We start from the raw sequence: 20,801 nt of genomic DNA on the forward strand, positions 1-20,801 counted from the left end.
GGCTCGGAGATGGTTATTAGAGACAGATATACAATGGTATACAAGTGGTGGTGATGAATTGGGCAGTGGGGATAATAATTTCGTATCGATATCAGGGGAAATTTCCGGCGTGAGAAGTACCCTTTCCAACCTTCCAGCCGGAAGTTATTATGCGGAAATCACCGAAAGTGTAAGGAAATCCGAAATTCCTAATGTAGAACCCCTGGTCTGTAGTTTTGAAACCCCACTGATCGTAGTAGAAGGGCCTGATCCCCTGGAGTTAAATGCCAATTTTAATGCTATTTCCTGCAATGGAGCCGGTGATGGTTGGGTTACCATAGCTCCAACAGGAGGCACTGAACCTTTCAATATTGACTGGTATCTGGGTAATTTTGCAGATGTGGATGCACCTGATCCCTCCCCATTGAATGAATTGACTGCCCAGGCAGGTGATGATGCCATGCAGCGGCAAGGTCTGACAGCGGGGGATTATGCAGTTTTACTGACCGATGCCAATGGCTGTATCATCGCAGAAAATTTCACCATAGAAGAACCAGACCCTTTATCCATGATCGAGCGGGCAGACCTGAGGGTAGACGTGCAGTGTTTCGGGGAAGAAACGGGCTTGATTGTGTTGGAAGTAGATGGACCCACTACTGGACCTTACTTTTTTGAGGCATTTAGGGACGGTGCTTCAGAAGGAATTAAAGAGGATCCGATAGTCTCTCTTGGATTCGGCGAAGTATTCATTTCAGACCTGCCCGCAGGTAATTACCGTTTGGTGGTCACGGATGCCAATGGCTGTACTTTTGAAATCGACGACATCCTTATAGATCAACCCGATACGGGATTAATAATTGAAGAGCCGGTCATTTCTGACTATAATGGATTTCAGATCTCCTGTCCCGGTCAGAATGACGGGAGCATTGAATTGGAAATTAACGGCGGAGAAGGTGCACTGGACTACCTCTGGACCGGCCCGGATGGCTTTGAATCCACCGAAAAGGATATTTTTGATTTGGCTCCGGGACAGTATCAATTCATCGTTACCGATGAGAACAATTGTACCGCAACTATCGGATCAGTAGAACTTATCGCCCCTACCCCCATCACCCTAAACGAAGTCATCCCGAATTACAATGGTTTCGAGATCAGTTGTTCTGGCAGTGCAGATGGCAGTATCAATCCTGACCCAGCTGGCGGCACAGGTGAGTTTACCTTTAGTTGGGCAGGGCCTGACGGATTCAGCTCCACGGATCCAATCATAGAAAATTTAAGCCCAGGGTCTTATGAACTAACCATAACAGATTCGAATGGTTGTATACTTGAATCCAGTTATTTACTGGAAGAACCGATGGAATTGATCATCGAAGAGATTCCAGACGAAAGGGTAAATATCACTTGCTTTGGGGATGATACCGGAGCCATTGCAATCGCTTTAACCAGTCTTTCAGTTCCTCCTTACGAAATACAGCTTGGTGAAATGGGTAAAACTGTGCCCCTAAGGACCATTAATGATTTTGCGGCAGACAGGTTGGACCTGACCAACCTGGTTGCTGGAAATTATTGGGTTCGGGTCACTGATTCTAACGGCTGTAGCAGAATCATCGAAGACATTCCCATTGTGCAACCGGAAAATGGTCTTGAATTGACCAATGTTTCGGTTTCAGATTACAACGGTTTTGAAATATCTTGTAACGGAGCTAACGATGGTTTTATATCGTTTGAGGTAGAAGGAGCCCAAGGTGCTGTGGTTTTATCCTGGACAGGGCCAGATGGTTTTTCTTCTGATAGCAATGCCCTTACTGATCTGGCACCGGGCAATTATGAATTATCGGTAACTGACGAATCAGGATGTTCTTTGACAGAGACCTTTGAGATTACCGAACCTGAAGCCTTGAGTTTAACCGATGAAGTCTCAGATTTCAATGGTTTTGGCATACAATGTAATGGGGGAAATGAGGGCTTTATCAATCTGCTCATTTCAGGTGGAAATGAACCAATAAACGTTTCCTGGACAGGCCCGGATGGGTTTACTTCCAATGACACCTCCCTGGAAAACCTGGTAACCGGGGTGTATGAGGTATTGATTTCCGATCAAAACGGCTGCCAGATCAACAGCAGCTATAACCTTACGGAGCCTGAAAGCCTGCAAATAGTTGAATTGGTTGATGAAAAAGAAAATGTTGCCTGTTTTGGACAGGAAACGGGTAAATTAGGGGTTAGCCTTAGCGGACCTTCAGCAGGCCCCTACCTGTTTAGTCTGGAAAATCAGGATGGAAGTATCAGCCGTGACACACCGCCAACCCCGGACATCAACTGGATTGTTGACAACCTACCAGCAGGCAACTACACCGTCCAGGTGACGGATGCCAATGGGTGTTTTCAGGAATTAGCAGGGCTGCTTATCACTCAGCCAGATGAAGGTGTACAGATTGAATCCACTGAATTGTCCTCCTATAACGGTTTTAATATCAGTTGTTTTGGTGCTGCTGATGGTTTCATTGAAGCTACGGTAGCCGGAGGGTCTGGAAATTATACATTTGAGTGGACCGGGCCTGAGGGGTTTTCTTCAGACCAACTTAGTATTTCTAATTTAAGCCCAGGCACTTACCAGCTTACTGTTGCCGATGAAAATGGCTGCGCAGTCAATTCTGAGGAATTGGAAATACTTTCCCCTGAGCCACTTGATTTGAATGCTTCAATCAGTAGCTTCAATGGTTTTGAGATCAGTTGTTTTGGAGCGAATGATGGAAGTATTTCTCTCGCTCCTACCGGAGGTACCGAGAATTACACCATTTCATGGACAGGTCCCAACAATTTCACTTCAACTGCCACCGAAATATCCGGATTATCTCCGGGTATTTATGAAGTGCTGCTGGTAGATGAGAATGGATGTGAGGCAAGGGAAAGCTTTCCTGTCAATGAGCCAGATTTGCTGGAAGTAACTTTGCTGGAAACGGAAGATGTGCTTTGTTTTGGAGAAGCCACCGGGAGCATTTCTGTAGGAGTAAGGGGAGGGGTAACTGATGCCTATGTTTTTGATTGGACCCGGGATGGTACATCATTTGATATGACCTCTCAAAACCTGGAAAATATTCCTGCTGGCAACTACTCCCTTAGTGTCACAGATGCCAATGGTTGTGTGGCCATTATACCCGAAATTCAGATTCTCCAGCCGCAGGAAGCCCTTGAAGCCACACTCAACCAAACCCCAATATCCTGTTTCAACGCAAATGATGCCAACCTTTCTGTTGACATAACCGGGGGTGAAGCCCCCTACCAGGTAAGTTGGAACATTGGCTCCACACAAACAGAATTTTCAGGGATAGGTCCTGGCTTTTATCAGGTTACGGTAACCGATGCAAACGGCTGCAGTCTGGTAAGGGAAACGACCATTGAGGATTTACCGGTTTTTGATGTAGCCCCGGAAGTCAATCAAATATCTTGTAATGGGGCTGCTGATGGGAGCATTTTGCTTAACCTGGAAGGAGGCGAGGCTCCGGTAAGGGCCATATGGGATCATGGCCCTGAGCAGTCTGCTATCTATAACCTTGGACCAGGAACCTACAATGTGCTACTGGAAGATGCAAAAGGTTGTACCATTCAAAGGTCATTCAACATTGCGGAGCCTGATATTTTGGTGGTAGTGGAGCAAATCCGGGATGCCCTATCCTGTGAAGATGGGCGAAGTGGAGCTATCGACCTGGTGGTTTCAGGGGGCACCCCTCCCTACAACTACGAATGGAGCAATGGAGCCAACACAGCGGGAATTTCAGGCTTGACCAATGGTACCTATTCCGTAGATATCACAGATCAATCCGGTTGTTTTGTCAGTCAAACTTTCAGGGTAAACAGACCCACTCCTATTACAATAGATATGGTATCCACTACCTCCATTGAATGCGAACCCCGGGGGATCAGTGAAACATTCGAAATCAATGTGGACGGCGGAGTAGCACCCTATACTATTGAATGGAGCAATGGTGAAGTTTTTGATGAGGGTTACCGCATGATTACCGATGAACCCGGAACTTATGCTGTGACGGTTACAGATGGCTATGGCTGCACCCAAAGCAGAAGTTTTGAGGTTGAAAATAGCCAGATATTGGTTGATGGAGACTATATTTCAGCCTCTTTTGACAGCTATGGAGAAGACCTTGTCAACTTTGATGTACAATTTATCAACAACAGCAGTGGCAATATTGACAGCTATTACTGGGATTTTCGTGACGGGAACAACAGTCTTGAAGATAGCCCCATACACCGGTATCAGGAAGCGGGCATATATGAAGTTAGTTTGACTGCCTATGATTTCTGGAATTGTAGCTCTACAACAACATTTGAAATTGAAATATTGGATTACTTTCTGAAGGTCCCGAATGTATTCAGTCCTAACGGTGATGGGATCAATGATTATTTCTTTCCCAAATTCCTTTATATTGAAGAGATTTCTTTTACCATCATGAACAAATGGGGTGAAATACTTTTCCATACCGAAGAAATAGATTCCAGGGGATGGGATGGCAGCTATCGGGGACAACAATCCACACCCGGGAATTATGTTTACAAATTGAATTTTACTACCACTGATGGAAGGGAATTTTCGGACACCGGTGCATTGATGCTTTTGGAATGAAAAACTTATGGACCATAGGAATAGCATGTCTCTGCCTGATTACAGGTTGGAATAAAGCCATAGGGCAGGATTTTCATTTCACCCAGTTTTATGCTGCCCCCCTAAACCTGAGTCCTGCCTTTGCCGGCGCCATGGAGACCAGCAGAGTAGGGCTAAATTACCGCAAACAATGGCCGGGTTTGGGTTATGATTTTAATGCAGCAGGATTTTACTTCGACACCTACCTGGACAAATCCAATGTGGGTATAGGCCTGTCTGCCTCACAGTTTACCGAATCTTTTTTAAGCATAAGGTCTGCAGATATTGCGGGATACATTTCCTACAGGTTAAAATTGGGAGATGAAAGCTTCTTACGGTTTGGTGGACAATTTGGTGTGGTAAACCGCAGCCTCACACTTGAGGAATTGGTTTTTGGTGACCAGATTGATTTGTTAAACCGTACCGTCAATCCCACTACCATTGACAGGCTTCCGGGAGAAGACAGCAATTGGTATCCGGATCTTTCATTCGGGGCATTGCTTCAGGTTCCGGACTTTTGGTTGGGGATCAGCAGCCACCACGTCACCAGGCCAAATATTGGCTTTTTGGATGATGGAATTGGCAATAATCTCCCCATTAAATGGGGTGTACATGGAGGATATGTCAAAAACCTGGACAACAGGATGTTCAAAACCTATCCCATTAGAAAAGTATTTTCGGTTTCCTTCAATTACAAAAGACAAGGAACTTTTCAACAAATAGAATTGATTCCACAGTTGCAGGTAGAAAATTTCATCGGAGGATTGGGATTTAGAAACATTACCCGATTTAATGATTTGCCAGACCAAAATTCGATCAATGCCGTTCTGGGATTTAACCTGCCAAGCGGTATCACCATGGCATATAGCTATGATTACATGTTGAATAGGTTCAGTAATCCGGCCCATGTCTCCCATGAAATTTCCATCTATTTTACAGATCTGAAAAAGAAATCTTTGAGGGATACGCTTTTGCCTTGTCCTCCCGGAAATGCCAATTGGAATTATTAAAAATGGAGGAATGCGAAATTCAGCCATAATAAACCCTATTCATTCCTTCAATTTCCCCGGATGCCTTATATTTGCGGACGCATTTAAAAAGCCTACAACATGAATGATTTTATAGCAGAGCTAAAGTGGCGGGGAATGCTACAGGACATGACCCCGGGTATAGAGGAACATTTGAGAAAAGGAAGGGCTGCAGCCTATCTGGGTTTTGACCCCACAGCTGATTCTCTCCATATCGGTCATATGGTAGGTGTAATGACCCTGGTTCATTTTCAGCGCTCAGGAAACCAGCCGATGGCCCTTATTGGTGGGGCTACGGGAATGATCGGAGATCCCTCCTTTAAATCTACCGAAAGAAGCCTGCTGGATAAAGCTACTCTTGACAAAAACATCGCCGGCATCAGGAAGCAACTGGAAAAATTTTTAGACTTCAATGTATCAAGTGAAAACAAAGCCATTTTGGTCAACAATTATGATTGGATGGCTCAATTTTCTTTTCTGGAATTCATCCGGGATGTAGGCAAACACATTACCGTCAATTACATGATGGCGAAAGATTCAGTAAAAAGAAGGCTGGAGGAAGGAAATGGTCTTTCATTCACTGAATTTACCTATCAATTGATTCAGGGTTATGATTTTTACCATTTGTGGAAGCACAATGACTGCAGCATTCAACTCGGGGGATCAGATCAATGGGGAAACATTGTCACAGGAACAGAACTGATCAGAAAGAAAGCAGGTGGGGAAGCCTTTGCACTAACCGTACCCTTGATTACAAAAGCGGATGGCAGCAAATTCGGTAAATCCGAAGGAGGCAATGTATGGCTGGATCCGGAGAAAACCTCTCCTTATGCTTTTTATCAATTCTGGTTGAATGTCTCTGATGAAGATGCAACCCGCTATATTCGGATTTTTACTACTTTGGATAAATTGGCCATTGAAACACTGGAAAAAGAACATGCCGAAGCTCCCCATCAGCGACTTTTACAGAAGACAATTGCTCAGGAAATCACTTGTATGGTACATGGCGAGGGTGAATACCAAATGGCATTAAAAGCATCCGGGATTCTATTTGGAAATTCTTCTCTGGAAGATCTTTCCAAATTGGATGAAAGAACGTTTTTGCAGGTATTTGACGGGGTACCGGTAATGAAAATAGATAGGGAAGCTTTCGATTCCATAGAAAATGTATTGGAACTTCTTTGTTTCGATAAAACCATTTTCAGTTCCAAAGGGGAAGCCAGGAAGCTTATTCAGGGAGGAGGCCTTTCAATCAATAAAACAAAGGTTGCTGATCCCCAGAAATCCGTTCAAGTACCTTTGCTTCAGGGAAAATACCTATTGGTGCAGAAAGGGAAAAAAAATTACTACCTCATCACGGTTCAGGCTTAAATTCATTTACCTCCGGGTATATTAATTAAAGTTCATCAAAACCCAAATAAATATGGGGGTTTACGAAAGACAACAAAAAGAAAAAAAAATCCTTGAAGCAGCTTTCCAATTATTTGGACAGAAAGGTTTTCACGGCACCAAAGTAGAGGATGTGGCTAAAAGGGCCAAAATAAGCAAGGGTCTGGTCTATTTTTATTTTAAAAGTAAGGAAGACTTATACATGGCCATCACCAGGAAAGGTATGGATGAATTAAAGGATATGATCTTTAAATCCTTCGGAAAGGCCAAGGAAAAAACAGGCCTGGACGTGATGACAGATTTGGTGGAGGGCTACTTTTCTTTTGCTCAGGAAAAAAAAGTGTACCATGATGCCTTGCTGTATTTTTTATCTACGCTGAATCAATACCATCAGGACAGAGAAAAGGTTAATCCCCTGCTTTTGGATAGTCAGTATTTTAATAAGTTGCTACAAAGCCATCATGACCTGGCAAAATTAGGGATCAAAGCCATCTCTCAAGGGATCAAAGATGGAAGCATAAGACCTGATCTTCAGGCAGAAAGCACATTTTACACGCTATGGAGCATGATGATTGGCTATTGTCAGCTAAGTGGCTCTATCCGGCTTGAACCCTCCGATATCAGGATCAATTCGGAAAGCTGGAAAAATGGATTTTTAAAACTGTTCTATGAAATTCTGAAAGGCAGTGATAACCCCTATAAAAGCCCGCCAGTACAGGGTAAATTATTTTAGTTTTAGAATTACAACAGTATAGCATTGGTGTTTTTTGAAATAAAACCACAGTATTGAAGGGTTAGGCACCTTTCTTGCACCTATAATAAGTCAAATAAAAACTTAAAAGCATCTCATGGATTTATTGATAGGAGCACTATTTGTATTGGCCATAATATTGGCCCTTTTCTTAATATTCAAACGAATATTTAACAGGAAAAAAGGTAAAGTTGATGCCAGTCAGGAAATTTCCTCCAAAGAAGTTTTAGGGAAGGAAGTTTCAAACATGGAAGACAATCCTGAATCCCAGAAAAAGCGTGAAAATAAAGAATAATTTTGATTCTGATTCATCCTGGCTAATATCGTTTAAATATTCTTGATTCATTAATTATTTGTTTCCGTAATGAATATTTATTGGTATTATTCACTTAAATTGGCTTTATAATTTTCTCTCTTTAGATAGTCATTTATTATGGATTTAAGTTCATTATTTTCTTTACAGGATAAAGTAGCTATTGTTACAGGCGCAAGTCGGGGTATAGGTTTTTCTATAGCCCATTTTTTTGCGGCAGCGGGTGCAAAAGTGGTGATCAACAGTAGAAATCAGGATAGGTTGGATGAAGCCACACATAAATTAAGAGAAAAAGGCTATGAGGTTTTTGGTATCGCCAATAACATTGGATATCCGGATGACAGGCAAAACCTGATTAATCAAACCATTGAAAAATATGGCCAGATTGATATACTGGTTAATAATGCTGCGACCAATCCGATTTTCGGGCCTATTGAGGAAACAGATTTAAATTTGTTTGATAAAGTCCTTGACGTGAACGTAAAGGCACCCTACGAGCTTTCCAAATTGAGTTTACCGTTTTTAAGGCAATCCTCGGCCGCATCGATCATCAATATCAGTTCAATAAGCGGTTTATCACCTGAAAAAGGCCTTGGATTGTATAGTATCAGCAAGTCGGCGCTGATTTCGCTGACCAAGGTTTTTGCCAAAGAATGGGGGACCTACGATATTAGGGTGAACGCTATCTGTCCGGGCTTGATCAAAACCAAATTTTCTGAAGTATTGTGGTCCGATGAAACTATCAGAGAAAAATTCTTAGCCGATCTTCCACTGAAACGCATAGGTGAGGAAGAAGAAATCGGATCGATGGCTTTGTTTCTGGCTTCTCAGGCCTCAGGCTATACTACAGGCGCTGTTTTTACTGTAGACGGTGGATTTAATGCCTGATTACTTTGGATTGGCATCGTTTTCACATTCTTCATCTTCTCCATTTTCTTCTATTATCTTAATTCTTACCGCCTGTTTGATAGGTACAATTTGCCCCCCTACATTTTCAGCAATAAAATAGGTCAATTGGGCCCCAAAAAGAAAAATAAGTACCGAATAATAAACCCAAATCAAGACCACTACCAGAGAACCTGCAGTACCATAATAACTCCCCACATCTGCATTACCCATATAGAGTCCTATCAGGTATTTGCCCAGTCCAAACAAGGCCATCGTCACAAAAGCACCCAACCAGACATCTCTCCATTTTACGATTGCATCCGGAAGAATTTTGTACATCAAACCAAAAATCAATACAAGAATGGACTGTGTAACCAAAAAATTAATTACTGACGCCAATTTTAAAGTACCCGTATCAAAAACCTCAGAAAAATAATTCAAAAATATTACAATCAGGGCATCTGCCAGCAATGACACCAATAATAGGAAACCTATAGAAGCTACCATAGAAAAACTTAGCAGCCGGTTAATCACAAACTTTAAAAAGCCACGCTCAGGTTTTGATTTAATGTGCCAAATATGATTAATGCTGTTTTGAAGGCTAACAAAAACGGTGGTTGCAGAGAATATTAAGATCCCTATCCCCAATATCCGGGTATAAACTTTTTGCCCACTAATAGAAACATTTTTCATGACATCATCCAAAGTTTGGGCACTTTCTTCCCCAATCAAACCGGAAACCTGGGTCAGTAACTCATCCTTGACGGTATCTGCACTGTAAAGTACCGAGGCAATATTCAATACGATGATCAACAGGGCTGGCAAGGAAAAAATGGTATAGAAAGCGGTTGAAGCGGCAAAAGTGACCGAATCACTTTTGCCAAATTCCTTGACACTATCGATGATAATTTCAAAAAAAGAAAACCTTTTTAACCTTTTAATTCTACTCTTTATCATTATTCAAACAAATTGCATAAAATGAATCCAGTGAAAATCACCAAAAATCATACCTTAAATGGCAAATCAATTTGAACAATAAAACTTTAGCGAATTCCCTGATCGGGATGCTTGCCGGTAATGGTCCTTCCAAAAGCCTTCATTTCTTCCATCTGCTCTTCCATTTTACCATTTGGCCTGACCACAGGTCCAATGCCTGCCAGCTTCCTTTTGTAATCTAAAAAACCAACTACTATGGGCACATCCGCACCTGAAGCAATATGGTAAAAGCCTGTCTTCCAACGGGGAGCATAACTTCTGGTTCCTTCGGGGGTCACCATGATCACTAATTCCTCTCTTTCCTTTAACATCTGGATCATGGCCTCGGTGTAGGTCTGTTTCCTTCTTCCAGGCATTCTTTTGCGGTCAATTGAAATCCCTCCTAATGATTTGATCAACCAACCCAGAGGACCCACCATTACCTCTTTTTTGATGGTAAACCTAACGGGTACGTCCATTAGAAAAAAAGCAGACCTCGCATATAGTAAATCCCAGTTACTGGTATGAGGAATAGCGATTAAAACAGCTTTCTTTACGCCATCGGGCCATTTACCTGAAATTTTCCAGCCTGAAATCCAAAATATTAATTTTGCAAGTAACTTCATTGTTTTGTAGGATGGTAGTCCTCATTTTTTAGACCTGATAATTGAGGGTTTTGTTCAAGAAACTGTCTGCCAGCATTGAGCCCCGCTGCATAGATCTCTTTTGCCTTTTTGATTTCCAATACTCCATATCTGGCCAGACCAGGTGGATCTATGAAATAATCACACATACTTTTTCTACTGTATACATTGTAATTCATCGACATGATGACAGTCCTCTCAATAAGCCCCTTAATATGACTGATGTTTTGAAGTAGGGGTAAATTGTTACAATTTATCCCTATTATGGTGTGGCATTTATCCAATAAAGGTTCTACAGGTAGGTTATTCAACACCCCCCCGTCCACAAACAAGCCCTCTTCAATCAATATTGGCTCAAACATACCTGGAATACAGGAGGATGCCATCAGTCTTTTTATGAGTGGCCCCTCAGAGAAAAAAACTGTTTGGCTGTTTTGAATATTGGTAGCAGCAATAAAAGCGGGTGTTTTTAAAGCTGAAAAATTATCAATGGGCAGGTATTTTGCAAATAAGCCTTCCAAAAGATCCATTTTCAACAAAGCCTTAAAACTGATGGAGGGTCTGAAAAATTTGAAATAATTGGTTTGAATGATAATGTCAAGAATATCCGCTGGCTTATGCCCATAAGCATACATGACAGCCGCAATGGCACCTGCACTACTTCCTGACAAATAATCGGGATAAATATCCACTTCATTGAAGGCTTGCAATACACCTAAATGAGCAATGCCTCGTACTCCTCCACCGGAGAGCACGACACCTATTTTATTTTTGTTCTCCAAAATCACGTGGTATATATCCCTCTATATAATCCAACAGTGGGAGGATTCTTCCACCAAAATTATTCATTAACAATGCCCATGGCACAAAATTTATCAATGCGCTTTTCGATTCGCTTTTCTGGTTTCATTTTATCCAACTCAGACAGCGCAGCGATTATCTGATTTTTTATTCTAACGGCCATATCCTGCATGTTCCTGTGTGCCCCACCCAAAGGTTCTTCTATGATGGCATCAATGAGTCCGTTTTCCTGCATGTCTGGCCCTGTGAGTTTCAAGGCTTCTGCTGCTTGTTCTTTATAGTCCCAGCTCCTCCATAAAATGGAAGAACAAGATTCCGGAGAAATGACAGAATACCAGGTGTTTTCCAACATGTATACCTTGTCTCCTATAGCTATTCCCAATGCACCTCCAGAGGCTCCTTCACCAATGATGATACAAATAACAGGAACCTTCAACTTAAACATCTCCCTAAGATTTTTGGCAATGGCTTCTCCTTGTCCCCTCTCCTCAGCCTCAATTCCAGGAAATGCCCCAGGAGTATCAATCAGGGTAATGATAGGCTTATTGAATTTTTCAGCCAATTTCATTAATCGGAGGGCTTTGCGGTAGCCTTCAGGATTGGCCATCCCAAAATTTCTTTCTTGCCTTTGTTTGGTATTCCTTCCTTTCTGCTGGCCGATAAACATGACTGTCCTACCGTTGATGTCACCCAAGCCACCAATCATTGCCTTGTCATCTTTTACCGTGCGGTCCCCGAACAACTCGATAAAATCATTGGTCATTTCATAAATATAATCCAGGGCATATGGCCGGTCACCGTGTCGGGAGAGTTGCACCCTTTGCCACCTGGTAAGGTTATAAAATGTTTCCTTTTTTAACACCTGAAGTTTTTCTTCCAGAGATTGTATATCTGCGGATAAATCAATGTTTTTTCCTTTAGCCAATTGAATCATTTCTTGAATCTTGTGCTCCAGATCAGCTATAGGTTTTTCAAATTCTAATACCATAAAGTGCATTTTTAAAGACCCAAAGTTAATTATTAATTTTTGATTCCCTGCTCCACCTTCATCAAAGATACCAAAGGAACCTGTCATTCAGGTGATAATTCTTCCATCTTTCATTGTCAGCATCCTATCTGACATTCCTGCGAGACTTTGATTATGGGTTACAATGATGAAAGACTGACCAAACTCGTCCCTTAATTTGAAAAAAAGCTCATGTAATGCCTGTGCATTCTGGGTATCCAGGTTTCCACTGGGTTCGTCAGCGAAAATCATATCGGGATTATTTACCAGGGCCCGGGCCACAGCAACCCGCTGCTGTTCCCCACCAGAAAGCTCGGCAGGTTTATGTGAAAGCCTGGAAGAAATACCCAATAATGATGCCAGCTCATGCGTTCTTTTCCTGAGGAAGGATTCAGGTTTTTTGCCTATAAGACCTGGAATCCAAATATTTTCTTCTGCCGTAAACTCTGGTAATAAATTATGAAATTGAAAGATAAAACCCACACGGTCATTTCTAAAGGCAGCTAATTTGTCCCCGTTCAGCTTCAAAATATCCAATCCATCTACTTCCAATGATCCTGAGTCAGCTTTGTCCAGTGTTCCTAAAATGTGAAGCAGTGTGCTTTTTCCGGCCCCCGAGGCACCGACTATAGATACAATCTCACTCTTCTGAATAGTAACATCTACTCCTTTGAGCACATGTAGTTCCCCATAATATTTTTGAAGAGATTGAGCAGTTAACATATATAGCAGTCAAAATTAAAGTGTAAACCTAAACAAAGGTTTGTTGTAAAATTAATCAAAATTTTAAAAAATAAGATAATTTGTAGGGTTTAGCCTTTATTAATCAGTTATTCCGCTGGTTTTTAAAGCAATAAGCTTTAAAAACCAAACCTGAAAAAGGTAAAGATTACATGAAACACTAAAAAGCAATGTCTAAATCTTGAATTATCGGACAATTGACATTAACTTCGGGCAAAAATTTTGACCAGGATGAATATACACGAATATCAAGCAAAGGAAGTTTTAAAATCTTACGGAGTTAAAATTCAGGAAGGTATTGTTGCCGATAGCCCTGAAGCTGCTGTTGAAGCTGCTAAAAAACTGAATGAAGCAACAGGAACTTCCTGGTATGTTCTAAAAGCACAAATCCATGCTGGTGGCAGGGGTAAAGGAGAAATAAAAGAGACCGGCTCACGTGGAGTGGTTTTGGCAAAATCTCTTGAAGAAGTTCCTGAAAAAGCCAAAAATATTTTGAATGGTACATTGGTAACCATACAAACCGGGGAGGAGGGTAAATTCGTTAAAAAATTACTGGTAGCACAGGATGTATATTACCCGGGAGAATCTGAACCAAAAGAATATTATCTCTCCATCTTATTGGACAGGGCCACAGGCAGCAATGTCATTATGGCTTCCACCGAAGGTGGTGTAGATATTGAAGAAGTAGCTGAACACAATCCCGAAAAAATCATCAAGGAGTGGATAGATCCTTCCATGGGAATTCAACCTTACCAGGCAAGAAAAGTTGCCTTTCAATTGGGACTTACAGGCAATGCTTTTAAGGAAATGGTTAAATTTATCATGGCCTTATATGCAGCATATGATGCTACAGATGCCTCACAATTTGAGATAAATCCAGTTTTAAAAACCTCGGATGATCAGATTCTTGCTGTAGATGCTAAAGTTAATCTGGACGACAACGCACTTTTCAGAAACAAAAAGCTTGCTGAAATGAGGGATCTTGATGAAGAAGATCCACTGGAAGTAGAAGCAGGAGAGTCTGGCTTGAATTATGTGAAATTAGATGGCAACGTGGGTTGTATGGTAAATGGTGCAGGTTTGGCCATGGCTACCATGGACATGATCAAACTATCAGGTGGGGAACCTGCGAATTTCCTTGATGTAGGTGGAGGAGCCAATGCACAAACCGTTGAGGCAGGTTTTAGGATCATTTTAAAAGATCCAAAAGTAAAAGCCATTCTAATCAATGTATTTGGCGGAATCGTAAGGTGTGATAGAATTGCTACCGGTGTGGTAGAAGCTTATAAATCCATAGGGTATATTCAAGTTCCAATTATCGTCAGATTACAAGGAACCAATGCGGAAGAGGGGGCCAAAATCATCGATGAGTCTGGCTTAAAGGTTACTTCTGCAATTACCCTGAAAGAAGCGGCAGAAAAAGTACAAAATGTACTGAAAGCCTGAATTAATTTTACTAATATTGCGGCATAATTGTCTGCAGGCACCCGTAGTTCAACTGGATAGAATATCGGATTTCGGCTCCGAGGGTTGAGGGTTCGAATCCTTCCGGGTGTACAAAAAGCCCCCTACTTTACAGCAGGGGGCTTTTTTATTTTACTATTTAAAGAGTTTACAACAAAAATTAAGTCACCCACCCTTCGGAATCATTAAATAACTTTAAGATTCCTTGATCCACTTAAACAAGGTCTGATAGGTCACTCCTGTCTCCTTACTGAATTCTGCTTTAGATTTACCCTCTGCTTCAGCTTGTTTCCAGGCCGCAAGAATATTTGACTTTTCCTGATTAGAGTAAGTTCTTCTTCCTCTCCCAGTGGGTTTATCGCTCTTAACATCCACTCCATATATAAACTGAACAAGGGCTATGAATTTGGATGCCTCAGCCTTGGAGTGAATACCCAATTCACCAAGATCTGCCAGTGCGGTATCTTTTACATTTTTGGTTACAAAAGGGTGTTTTCCTTTTTTATGCGCTTCATCTATAGAATGAAATACCGTTCCATCAGCATCTTCCATATAGACCACACTGTCTGTTTTTGGAAGGTCTGCATGCTTGCTTAAAAACTCCTGAATTGACATAAAATATTAAATTAAGATTTATTTGATAAATAAAGTTTATACCCGTGTAAGATAACAACAATTTATATATAATTAACAAATACTATACCAAAATTAGCTTTACTTAACTTCATCTTTTGCTTTTTATAAATTATGTTATTGGAATACGGAGATAGTTTTACATATAGTTTCAATATAAAGCAGAAGGCTTTACATTATCTGTAGTAAAAAATATTCATTGAAAATAAATATAAAACCAGATTAATAAATTCCGGTGGACCAATACTACTTACTCAGCAAAAGGTGGTTTCCTTTCTTCAGTTAAAAAATTTTTAAAAGAAGAAGATGATTAGTTTGGAATTTAAAAACTAAATGGTTAAGTTTATTTTGTATTGCATTTCACTCAAAAGACAAGTCAAAAGAACTGATTTAACCCATTTAATAATTGAAGCTAGAGCCTTGTAAAACAAAAACGAAAGGGATTGATGGTATACAATCTTCTGTATCTGGACAGCCATCAAAATACCCTAATTCGTACTTATTTTAAAAAGAGGCTCATTCACCAAATCAACCGTTTAAATTAAAAAATATGGCACATCTGATCAATTACATCTGGCAAAGTACTTTTTGCCTGGCTTTTTTTTATGGGTTGTACTGGGTCTTTCTGAAAAATGAAAAGACATTTTTATTGAATAGAATATACTTGTTGGTAACTCCAGTTTTGGCCTTGGCTTTTCCTTTGGTAAAAATCCATGTGCCTTTTGAAAAACCAAATATTTCTCTTGAAAACACGGCTTTTCTTAAAGCAATACAAACCGATGAGAGCCAGGAAATTGTCGGTACTTTTGGCCTTCCTGAAATAACTGTTACCGGAAGCAAGCTACCATTATTGTGGGAAATAACAGATTATCTTTTGTTGGGTTATATGGCAATAGTGATGATTTTATTTACCAAGCTATTGTGGCAATATTTTCAGTTACGCCAAATTTTAGAAAGAGGCTGGTACCAGACCAGGTATATTTTAAAAGAGAATTATTTCAAGGTGCCTACCTTTGGTATGGCTCCCGTATTTTCCTTTTTTGATAAGATCTTTTGGGATGAAAATGAATACCTGACTGAGAATGAAAAAACGCAGATCATCCAACACGAACTGGAACATGTGAAACAAAAGCATACTTACGATGTACTGTATTACCAGTTTCTTAGCATCCTGTTTTGGTTTAACCCCATGATACATCTAATGCGGTTTTCGCTGATAGATTTACATGAATATCAAGCAGATGCATATGTATTAAAAGAAACGGTCAATAGAGAATCTTACCCCAGATTGCTGGTAAAAATGGCTTTCAAGGGGATTGACCTGCCCATTGGTAATTATTTTATTCGATCTTCCACATTAAAAAGGATCGTAATGATGAAAAGGCCTCATAAAGTAAAATGGTTTAAGTTACTCATGCTGTTCCCATTGATGCTTATGCTCTTTGGTCTGGTGTCTATGAAAACAGAAAAGGGAATCACCATGCTCAATCAGTTCAAGACCCAACCTACATATTTTTTAAAGAATCAGATATTGGCTGCGCAGGACTCCATTCAGGTTGGCATAAAGGTCAAAAACCTCAAAAACCCCATTCATTATGAAAGCATCGGTATGCTGGAAAATCAACGGCTAGTGGCACAATTGGGAGAACTTTCTTATGAATTTTCAGGCATACAAAATGAAAACGATTACTTAAGAATTCTACAATTAATCGAATCCTTGCGCAACAACTCGACCTTGGTGAAACAGTATGCGAATGTGCTTCCATTCGACAAGGTGGAAAAAAAACCTGAACCATCGAAGGGCTGGGGAAACTGGTACAGTTATCTGCAAAATCAGGTCCAATTACCACAAGGTGAATTCATTGCCGCATCTGACCCCGTAGAACTGGAGTTCATTATTGACGGGGAAGGTAAAATCAATTATCCCGTCATTAAGAAAAGTTTAAATGGGCTGGTAGATCAACAATTACTGGATGCCATGAAAAGCCCGCATGCCCCCCAATGGAATTCAGGCCAACATAATGGCCAGGCTGTGGCTGTAGTGGTCCATACCAGGCTGTATGTATCCTCAAATCCCAATATCAGTTCTGCTACAGATCGCAAGCAAACTACACCTGAACCTGTAAAGAGGCAGCAAGCAGCAGCAACCCGGGGCAATAAAGTTAATCCGACTTCTGCCAATTTTGCTTTTGCTAATTTTTCCTTCGCTAAAAAAGATACCAACGATCTGAAATCAGGGGCCATCGCATTAGGTGATGCAGCTAGGGAATACCTGGTGAGAAACCTTAAATTTCCGTTTAGCAATAATAAAAACGATCATATTGGCACCGTTTTGGTCCAATTGAAAACAAATAAAACGGGAAAGGTAATTCACTACAAAATCCTGGAAAGTCCATCCGCTGCCGCTGAGAAGGAATTGCTTGAGGTGCTGAAAGATATCCCCGCATTGGAGCCTGTCAAGGCTAAAAATGAATACCTTATACTATTGCCGGTAACCTTTCAGCTTCGGGGTGAAGAATATGGCCTCCCTCCCTCCCAAAAAAATAAGTATGGAGAAGAAATAACGGTCAATGCCTACATTGGTAGCGGGAATAACGGATTTAGACCTGAACTACCGGCTTTGACCCAAAAACTACCCCTGAAAATCATCAATAAGGACTATATCAATTTTAATGGCATTATCCTTCCGCTGAATATTGGGCTTTCGAAAGGCATGTCTGGCCTGATCAGGTACCATCAGTGGGACCCGGAAAAGTCAGAAGTTGTATTCTATGGTTCAGAGGGAGTAAAAATGGGAGCTGTGCAGGAAGTGCAAAAAGCATTGCGGGATAATGGTTTTAATAAAATTCATTATGCCAGAGAAGCTTATTCCGAATCCCTTACTTCCTCCAAAGAACCATTATACGTGCTGGATGGAGTCGTTCAAACTGATACGCATTTCCTTTCCAATACAAGTCCCGAAAACATTGCATCCGTTGAAGTATTGAAAAGTAACCAATTCAAGTTATATGGAAAAAAAGCAAAAAATGGTGTGGTTCTAATTACCACCAAAAAGTAAAAGAAGCTGCCAACCTGATTACTCCTGCCAAAATCTAGAAAATGATTTTCTGTATTTTGGCAGGTTTTTTTATATTGCATTTATATAAATCCAACAATCAAATAACCATGCCTAATAAATCGCTTATTGTTTTGAGCCTCCTGTTTTTTTCTTTTTCACATACCCGTGCCCAGGACGAATTCAATTACGACGAATCGCTGGTTCCGAACTATTCTCTACCCGATCCATTCGTTTCACAACAAGGAGAAGTGGTTGCGTCTATTCAGGATTGGGAACACCAAAGAAGAGTTGAGATATTGCGGCTGTTTGAGGACAATGTTTACGGTCAAATTCCCGGAAGTATGGACGAACTCAGTTTCAACCTTGTTTCTGAAGACAAAGAGGCCATGGACGGTAATGCCCATTTGAAAGAAATTGACATTCGGGTAGCGCGCAATGGAGGCTCAATTTCAATGAGGCTGATTCTTTTTATTCCAAAAAATGCTATTAAACCTGCACCAGTATTTCTATTGATCAACCACCGTGATCCGGAGAATATTGATCCTACCCGAAAAGTGAAAATGGGCTTTTGGCCTGCAGAGGCTATTGTAGAAAGGGGATTTGCAGCAGCTACCTTTCATGTTAAGGATGTCTCGGATGACAACAACGACACCTTCAAGGAAGACATCCTTCAAACTTTGTACCCCGAGCAACTTGAAAGGGAAAATGGCATGAGGGGCCTTGGTGCCTGGGCCTGGGGAGCCATGAGGGCCATGGACTACTTTGAGACAGATCCACAGATTGATGCCAAAAAAGGCGCTGTGGTAGGTCATTCCAGGGGAGGAAAAGCATCTCTCTGGACCGGAGCGCAGGATGCCCGCTGGGCCATTACCATTTCCAATAATTCAGGTTGTGGTGGGGCAGCTTTGTCCAGAAGAAGGTTTGGGGAAACTATCAGGCGTATCAATACCAATTTCCCCTATTGGTTTACGGACAATTTTGACCAATACAATGATCAGGAAGACCTTCTGCCTCTGGATCAGCACCTGCTTATTGCCTCTATTGCTCCCAGAGCAGTATATGTAGCCAGTGCCTCCGAAGACCAGTGGGCAGACCCCAAGGGGGAATATCTTTCCCTGGTCCTTGGCACAAGAGTGCATCGGGAAATCTTCCAGATGAATGGCAATTTACCAGCAGATCTACCGGAAGTGGAATCCCCTATTCATTTACCTTATGCCGGACATCACATTCGTGAAGGAAAACACAACCTTACTCCCTATGATTGGGAGCAATACATGGATTTTGCGAGCCGTCTTTATGGATTAGCCAATGAGTAAAAACAGAAGATCGTTTTTGAAAAAGGCCGGTGGACTTGCAGGAATGGGACTAACCGGTCCCCTGGATTTTCACCTTCCCGGTGCGGTAAGGTCAGCCGCTTACCTAAGAGACCTGGGCATGCAACTCTGTCTTGCGTATTTCTGGGGGATTGAAGAATGGAAAACAGCACTGGCCAGACAAATGGATGTAACGGGTGCAGTAGGAGGAATTAATCCGAATATGGCTGGTCTAAACAGTCAAAAGCCTTGGTCCAGGAAAGTAATTCGGGGAGTAAAGGAAGCATGGAAAAAGGAAGGGCTCACCTTGACCGTTATCGAAGGTCCCCCTTCTTTGGGGACCAGGACAAAATTAGGACTAGAGGGAAGGGATGAAGAAATTTCCAATTTCATCACTTTAATGAAAAACCTGTCTTTGGAAGGAATAGATACCATCTGCTACAATTGGATGCCTGTAATCAGTTGGGCCAGAACCGATATGGAAAGAAAAGGAAGAGGCGGTGCTCTGGTAAGTGCTTTTGATATAGAAGATATTAAAGATAAACCCTTGATCAGTGATTATGGCGAATTGAGTCATGAACGGATGTGGGACAATCTCCAATACTTTTTAGATGCCGTAATACCGGAAGCAGAAAAATATAAAATAAAATTGGCACTTCACCCTGATGATCCTCCCATATCCCATATTCAGGGAATTCCCAGAATAATGACTTCAGTAGATGCCTTCAAAAGGTTGTTGGACATGTACCCCAGTTTCTTCAATGGTATTACTTTTTGTCAGGGAAGTTTTGCTTCAATGGGGGATAAAGATAATGAGGTAGACATACCTTCAGCCATTCGGTATTTTGGTCAAAATGAAGCCATCCATTTTGTTCATTTCAGGGATGTGAAAGGGGATAAGAATAACTTTGAAGAGACCTTCCATGATGAGGGGAAAACAGATATGTTTGCTGCCATGCAGGCCCTGAAAGACATCAAATTCAGGGGACCCATTCGGCCTGATCATGTGCCCACAATGGCAGGTGACAGCAATGAAAAACCTGGCTACAGTACCATTGGAACATTATATGCCATAGGCTATATCAGGGGCCTGATGGAAGGAGTAGGAAAAAGCAGTCATTGAGAAAACCCAAAATTGCTTGAAATCAGACACTTTGTAGT

Annotated in this window: 16 protein-coding genes and 1 tRNA gene; 11 read left to right on the forward strand and 6 right to left on the reverse strand. The window is 41.3% G+C overall.

Translation table 11 applies throughout. The annotated features are described in order from the left end of the window. The 6 genes from HUJ21_RS19295 to HUJ21_RS19320 form a co-directional block, all read left to right on the forward strand. Nucleotides 1–4,618 (forward strand): gliding motility-associated C-terminal domain-containing protein (locus HUJ21_RS19295; protein ID WP_291372161.1); only part of this gene is annotated, 4,618 nt, incomplete at its 5' end. Then, nucleotides 4,615–5,646 carry a PorP/SprF family type IX secretion system membrane protein gene (locus tag HUJ21_RS19300; protein ID WP_291372162.1) on the forward strand — a complete coding sequence of 344 codons (1,032 nt, stop codon included), beginning with the start codon at nucleotides 4,615–4,617 and terminating at the stop codon, nucleotides 5,644–5,646. The genes HUJ21_RS19295 and HUJ21_RS19300, both read left to right, overlap by 4 nt. A 99-nt stretch (nucleotides 5,647–5,745) precedes the next feature. Further along, complete coding sequence (gene tyrS / locus HUJ21_RS19305; protein WP_291372163.1) at nucleotides 5,746–7,035, forward strand: tyrosine--tRNA ligase; 1,290 nt, start codon at nucleotides 5,746–5,748, stop codon at nucleotides 7,033–7,035. 52 nt (nucleotides 7,036–7,087) lie between these two features. Further along, nucleotides 7,088–7,786 carry a TetR/AcrR family transcriptional regulator gene (locus HUJ21_RS19310; RefSeq protein WP_291372164.1) on the forward strand — a complete coding sequence of 233 codons (699 nt, stop codon included), beginning with the start codon at nucleotides 7,088–7,090 and terminating at the stop codon, nucleotides 7,784–7,786. 115 nt (nucleotides 7,787–7,901) lie between these two features. Beyond that, nucleotides 7,902–8,099 carry a hypothetical protein gene (locus tag HUJ21_RS19315; RefSeq protein ID WP_166146818.1) on the forward strand — a complete coding sequence of 66 codons (198 nt, stop codon included), beginning with the start codon at nucleotides 7,902–7,904 and terminating at the stop codon, nucleotides 8,097–8,099. Nucleotides 8,100–8,237: 138 nt separating this feature from the next. Beyond that, nucleotides 8,238–9,005 carry a glucose 1-dehydrogenase gene (locus HUJ21_RS19320; protein WP_291372165.1) on the forward strand — a complete coding sequence of 256 codons (768 nt, stop codon included), beginning with the start codon at nucleotides 8,238–8,240 and terminating at the stop codon, nucleotides 9,003–9,005. Here the strand turns inward: HUJ21_RS19320 and HUJ21_RS19325 are convergent, their stop codons facing one another. From HUJ21_RS19325 to HUJ21_RS19345, 5 genes are all read right to left on the reverse strand, one after another. After that, nucleotides 9,006–9,962, reverse strand: coding sequence for a YihY/virulence factor BrkB family protein (locus HUJ21_RS19325; protein WP_291372166.1), 957 nt, complete (start codon nucleotides 9,960–9,962; stop codon nucleotides 9,006–9,008). It abuts the gene before it with no gap. 86 nt (nucleotides 9,963–10,048) lie between these two features. Continuing rightward, the gene (locus HUJ21_RS19330) at nucleotides 10,049–10,606 is read right to left on the reverse strand and encodes a 1-acyl-sn-glycerol-3-phosphate acyltransferase (RefSeq protein ID WP_291372167.1); all 558 of its coding nucleotides are present in this window, start codon (nucleotides 10,604–10,606) and stop codon (nucleotides 10,049–10,051) included. Next, nucleotides 10,603–11,406, reverse strand: coding sequence for a patatin-like phospholipase family protein (locus HUJ21_RS19335; protein WP_291372168.1), 804 nt, complete (start codon nucleotides 11,404–11,406; stop codon nucleotides 10,603–10,605). Before HUJ21_RS19335 ends, HUJ21_RS19330 begins: the two co-directional genes overlap by 4 nt. 59 nt (nucleotides 11,407–11,465) lie before the next feature. Continuing rightward, nucleotides 11,466–12,413 carry an acetyl-CoA carboxylase carboxyltransferase subunit alpha gene (locus HUJ21_RS19340; RefSeq protein ID WP_291372169.1) on the reverse strand — a complete coding sequence of 316 codons (948 nt, stop codon included), beginning with the start codon at nucleotides 12,411–12,413 and terminating at the stop codon, nucleotides 11,466–11,468. An 87-nt stretch (nucleotides 12,414–12,500) separates the two neighbouring features. Further along, nucleotides 12,501–13,154, reverse strand: a complete 654-nt coding sequence (locus tag HUJ21_RS19345; protein ID WP_291372170.1) for an ABC transporter ATP-binding protein — start codon at nucleotides 13,152–13,154, stop codon at nucleotides 12,501–12,503. Between the two features lie 249 nt (nucleotides 13,155–13,403). On the opposite strand from HUJ21_RS19345, the gene sucC reads away from it, so the two are divergent. After that, nucleotides 13,404–14,618: an ADP-forming succinate--CoA ligase subunit beta gene (sucC, locus tag HUJ21_RS19350; protein WP_291372171.1), complete on the forward strand. Its 1,215-nt coding sequence runs from the start codon at nucleotides 13,404–13,406 to the stop codon at nucleotides 14,616–14,618. A gap of 37 nt (nucleotides 14,619–14,655) precedes the next feature. Further along, nucleotides 14,656–14,729: transfer RNA gene (locus HUJ21_RS19355), tRNA-Arg, on the forward strand. Nucleotides 14,730–14,831: 102 nt separating this feature from the next. On the opposite strand, the gene HUJ21_RS19360 is transcribed toward HUJ21_RS19355, so the two are convergent. Beyond that, complete coding sequence (locus HUJ21_RS19360; RefSeq protein ID WP_291372172.1) at nucleotides 14,832–15,251, reverse strand: hypothetical protein; 420 nt, start codon at nucleotides 15,249–15,251, stop codon at nucleotides 14,832–14,834. 568 nt (nucleotides 15,252–15,819) lie between these two features. On the opposite strand from HUJ21_RS19360, the gene HUJ21_RS19365 reads away from it, so the two are divergent. The 3 genes from HUJ21_RS19365 (at nucleotide 15,820) to HUJ21_RS19375 (ending at nucleotide 20,763) form a co-directional block, all read left to right on the forward strand. Continuing rightward, nucleotides 15,820–18,327 (forward strand): M56 family metallopeptidase, encoded by a 2,508-nt coding sequence (locus tag HUJ21_RS19365; protein WP_291372173.1) that lies wholly within the window; start codon nucleotides 15,820–15,822, stop codon nucleotides 18,325–18,327. Nucleotides 18,328–18,434: 107 nt separating this feature from the next. After that, nucleotides 18,435–19,643 (forward strand): acetylxylan esterase, encoded by a 1,209-nt coding sequence (locus HUJ21_RS19370; RefSeq protein ID WP_291372174.1) that lies wholly within the window; start codon nucleotides 18,435–18,437, stop codon nucleotides 19,641–19,643. After that, nucleotides 19,636–20,763, forward strand: a complete 1,128-nt coding sequence (locus tag HUJ21_RS19375) for a mannonate dehydratase (RefSeq protein WP_291372175.1) — start codon at nucleotides 19,636–19,638, stop codon at nucleotides 20,761–20,763. The genes HUJ21_RS19370 and HUJ21_RS19375 overlap by 8 nt, the downstream gene beginning before the upstream one ends. The last annotated feature ends 38 nt before the right edge of the window (nucleotides 20,764–20,801 follow it).

It is taken from the genome of Cyclobacterium sp. (assembly GCF_014762705.1).
Classification (GTDB): domain Bacteria; phylum Bacteroidota; class Bacteroidia; order Cytophagales; family Cyclobacteriaceae; genus Cyclobacterium.

Coding starts and splice junctions, on each gene's coding strand:
- HUJ21_RS19300 (WP_291372162.1), top strand. CDS start 4,615: ATGAAAAACTTATGGACCATAGGAATAGCATGTCTCTGCCTGATTACA.
- tyrS (WP_291372163.1), top strand. CDS start 5,746: ATGAATGATTTTATAGCAGAGCTAAAGTGGCGGGGAATGCTACAGGAC.
- HUJ21_RS19310 (WP_291372164.1), top strand. CDS start 7,088: ATGGGGGTTTACGAAAGACAACAAAAAGAAAAAAAAATCCTTGAAGCA.
- HUJ21_RS19315 (WP_166146818.1), top strand. CDS start 7,902: ATGGATTTATTGATAGGAGCACTATTTGTATTGGCCATAATATTGGCC.
- HUJ21_RS19320 (WP_291372165.1), top strand. CDS start 8,238: ATGGATTTAAGTTCATTATTTTCTTTACAGGATAAAGTAGCTATTGTT.
- HUJ21_RS19325 (WP_291372166.1), bottom strand. CDS start 9,962: ATGATAAAGAGTAGAATTAAAAGGTTAAAAAGGTTTTCTTTTTTTGAA.
- HUJ21_RS19330 (WP_291372167.1), bottom strand. CDS start 10,606: ATGAAGTTACTTGCAAAATTAATATTTTGGATTTCAGGCTGGAAAATT.
- HUJ21_RS19340 (WP_291372169.1), bottom strand. CDS start 12,413: ATGGTATTAGAATTTGAAAAACCTATAGCTGATCTGGAGCACAAGATT.
- HUJ21_RS19345 (WP_291372170.1), bottom strand. CDS start 13,154: ATGTTAACTGCTCAATCTCTTCAAAAATATTATGGGGAACTACATGTG.
- sucC (WP_291372171.1), top strand. CDS start 13,404: ATGAATATACACGAATATCAAGCAAAGGAAGTTTTAAAATCTTACGGA.
- HUJ21_RS19360 (WP_291372172.1), bottom strand. CDS start 15,251: ATGTCAATTCAGGAGTTTTTAAGCAAGCATGCAGACCTTCCAAAAACA.
- HUJ21_RS19365 (WP_291372173.1), top strand. CDS start 15,820: ATGGCACATCTGATCAATTACATCTGGCAAAGTACTTTTTGCCTGGCT.
- HUJ21_RS19370 (WP_291372174.1), top strand. CDS start 18,435: ATGCCTAATAAATCGCTTATTGTTTTGAGCCTCCTGTTTTTTTCTTTT.
- HUJ21_RS19375 (WP_291372175.1), top strand. CDS start 19,636: ATGAGTAAAAACAGAAGATCGTTTTTGAAAAAGGCCGGTGGACTTGCA.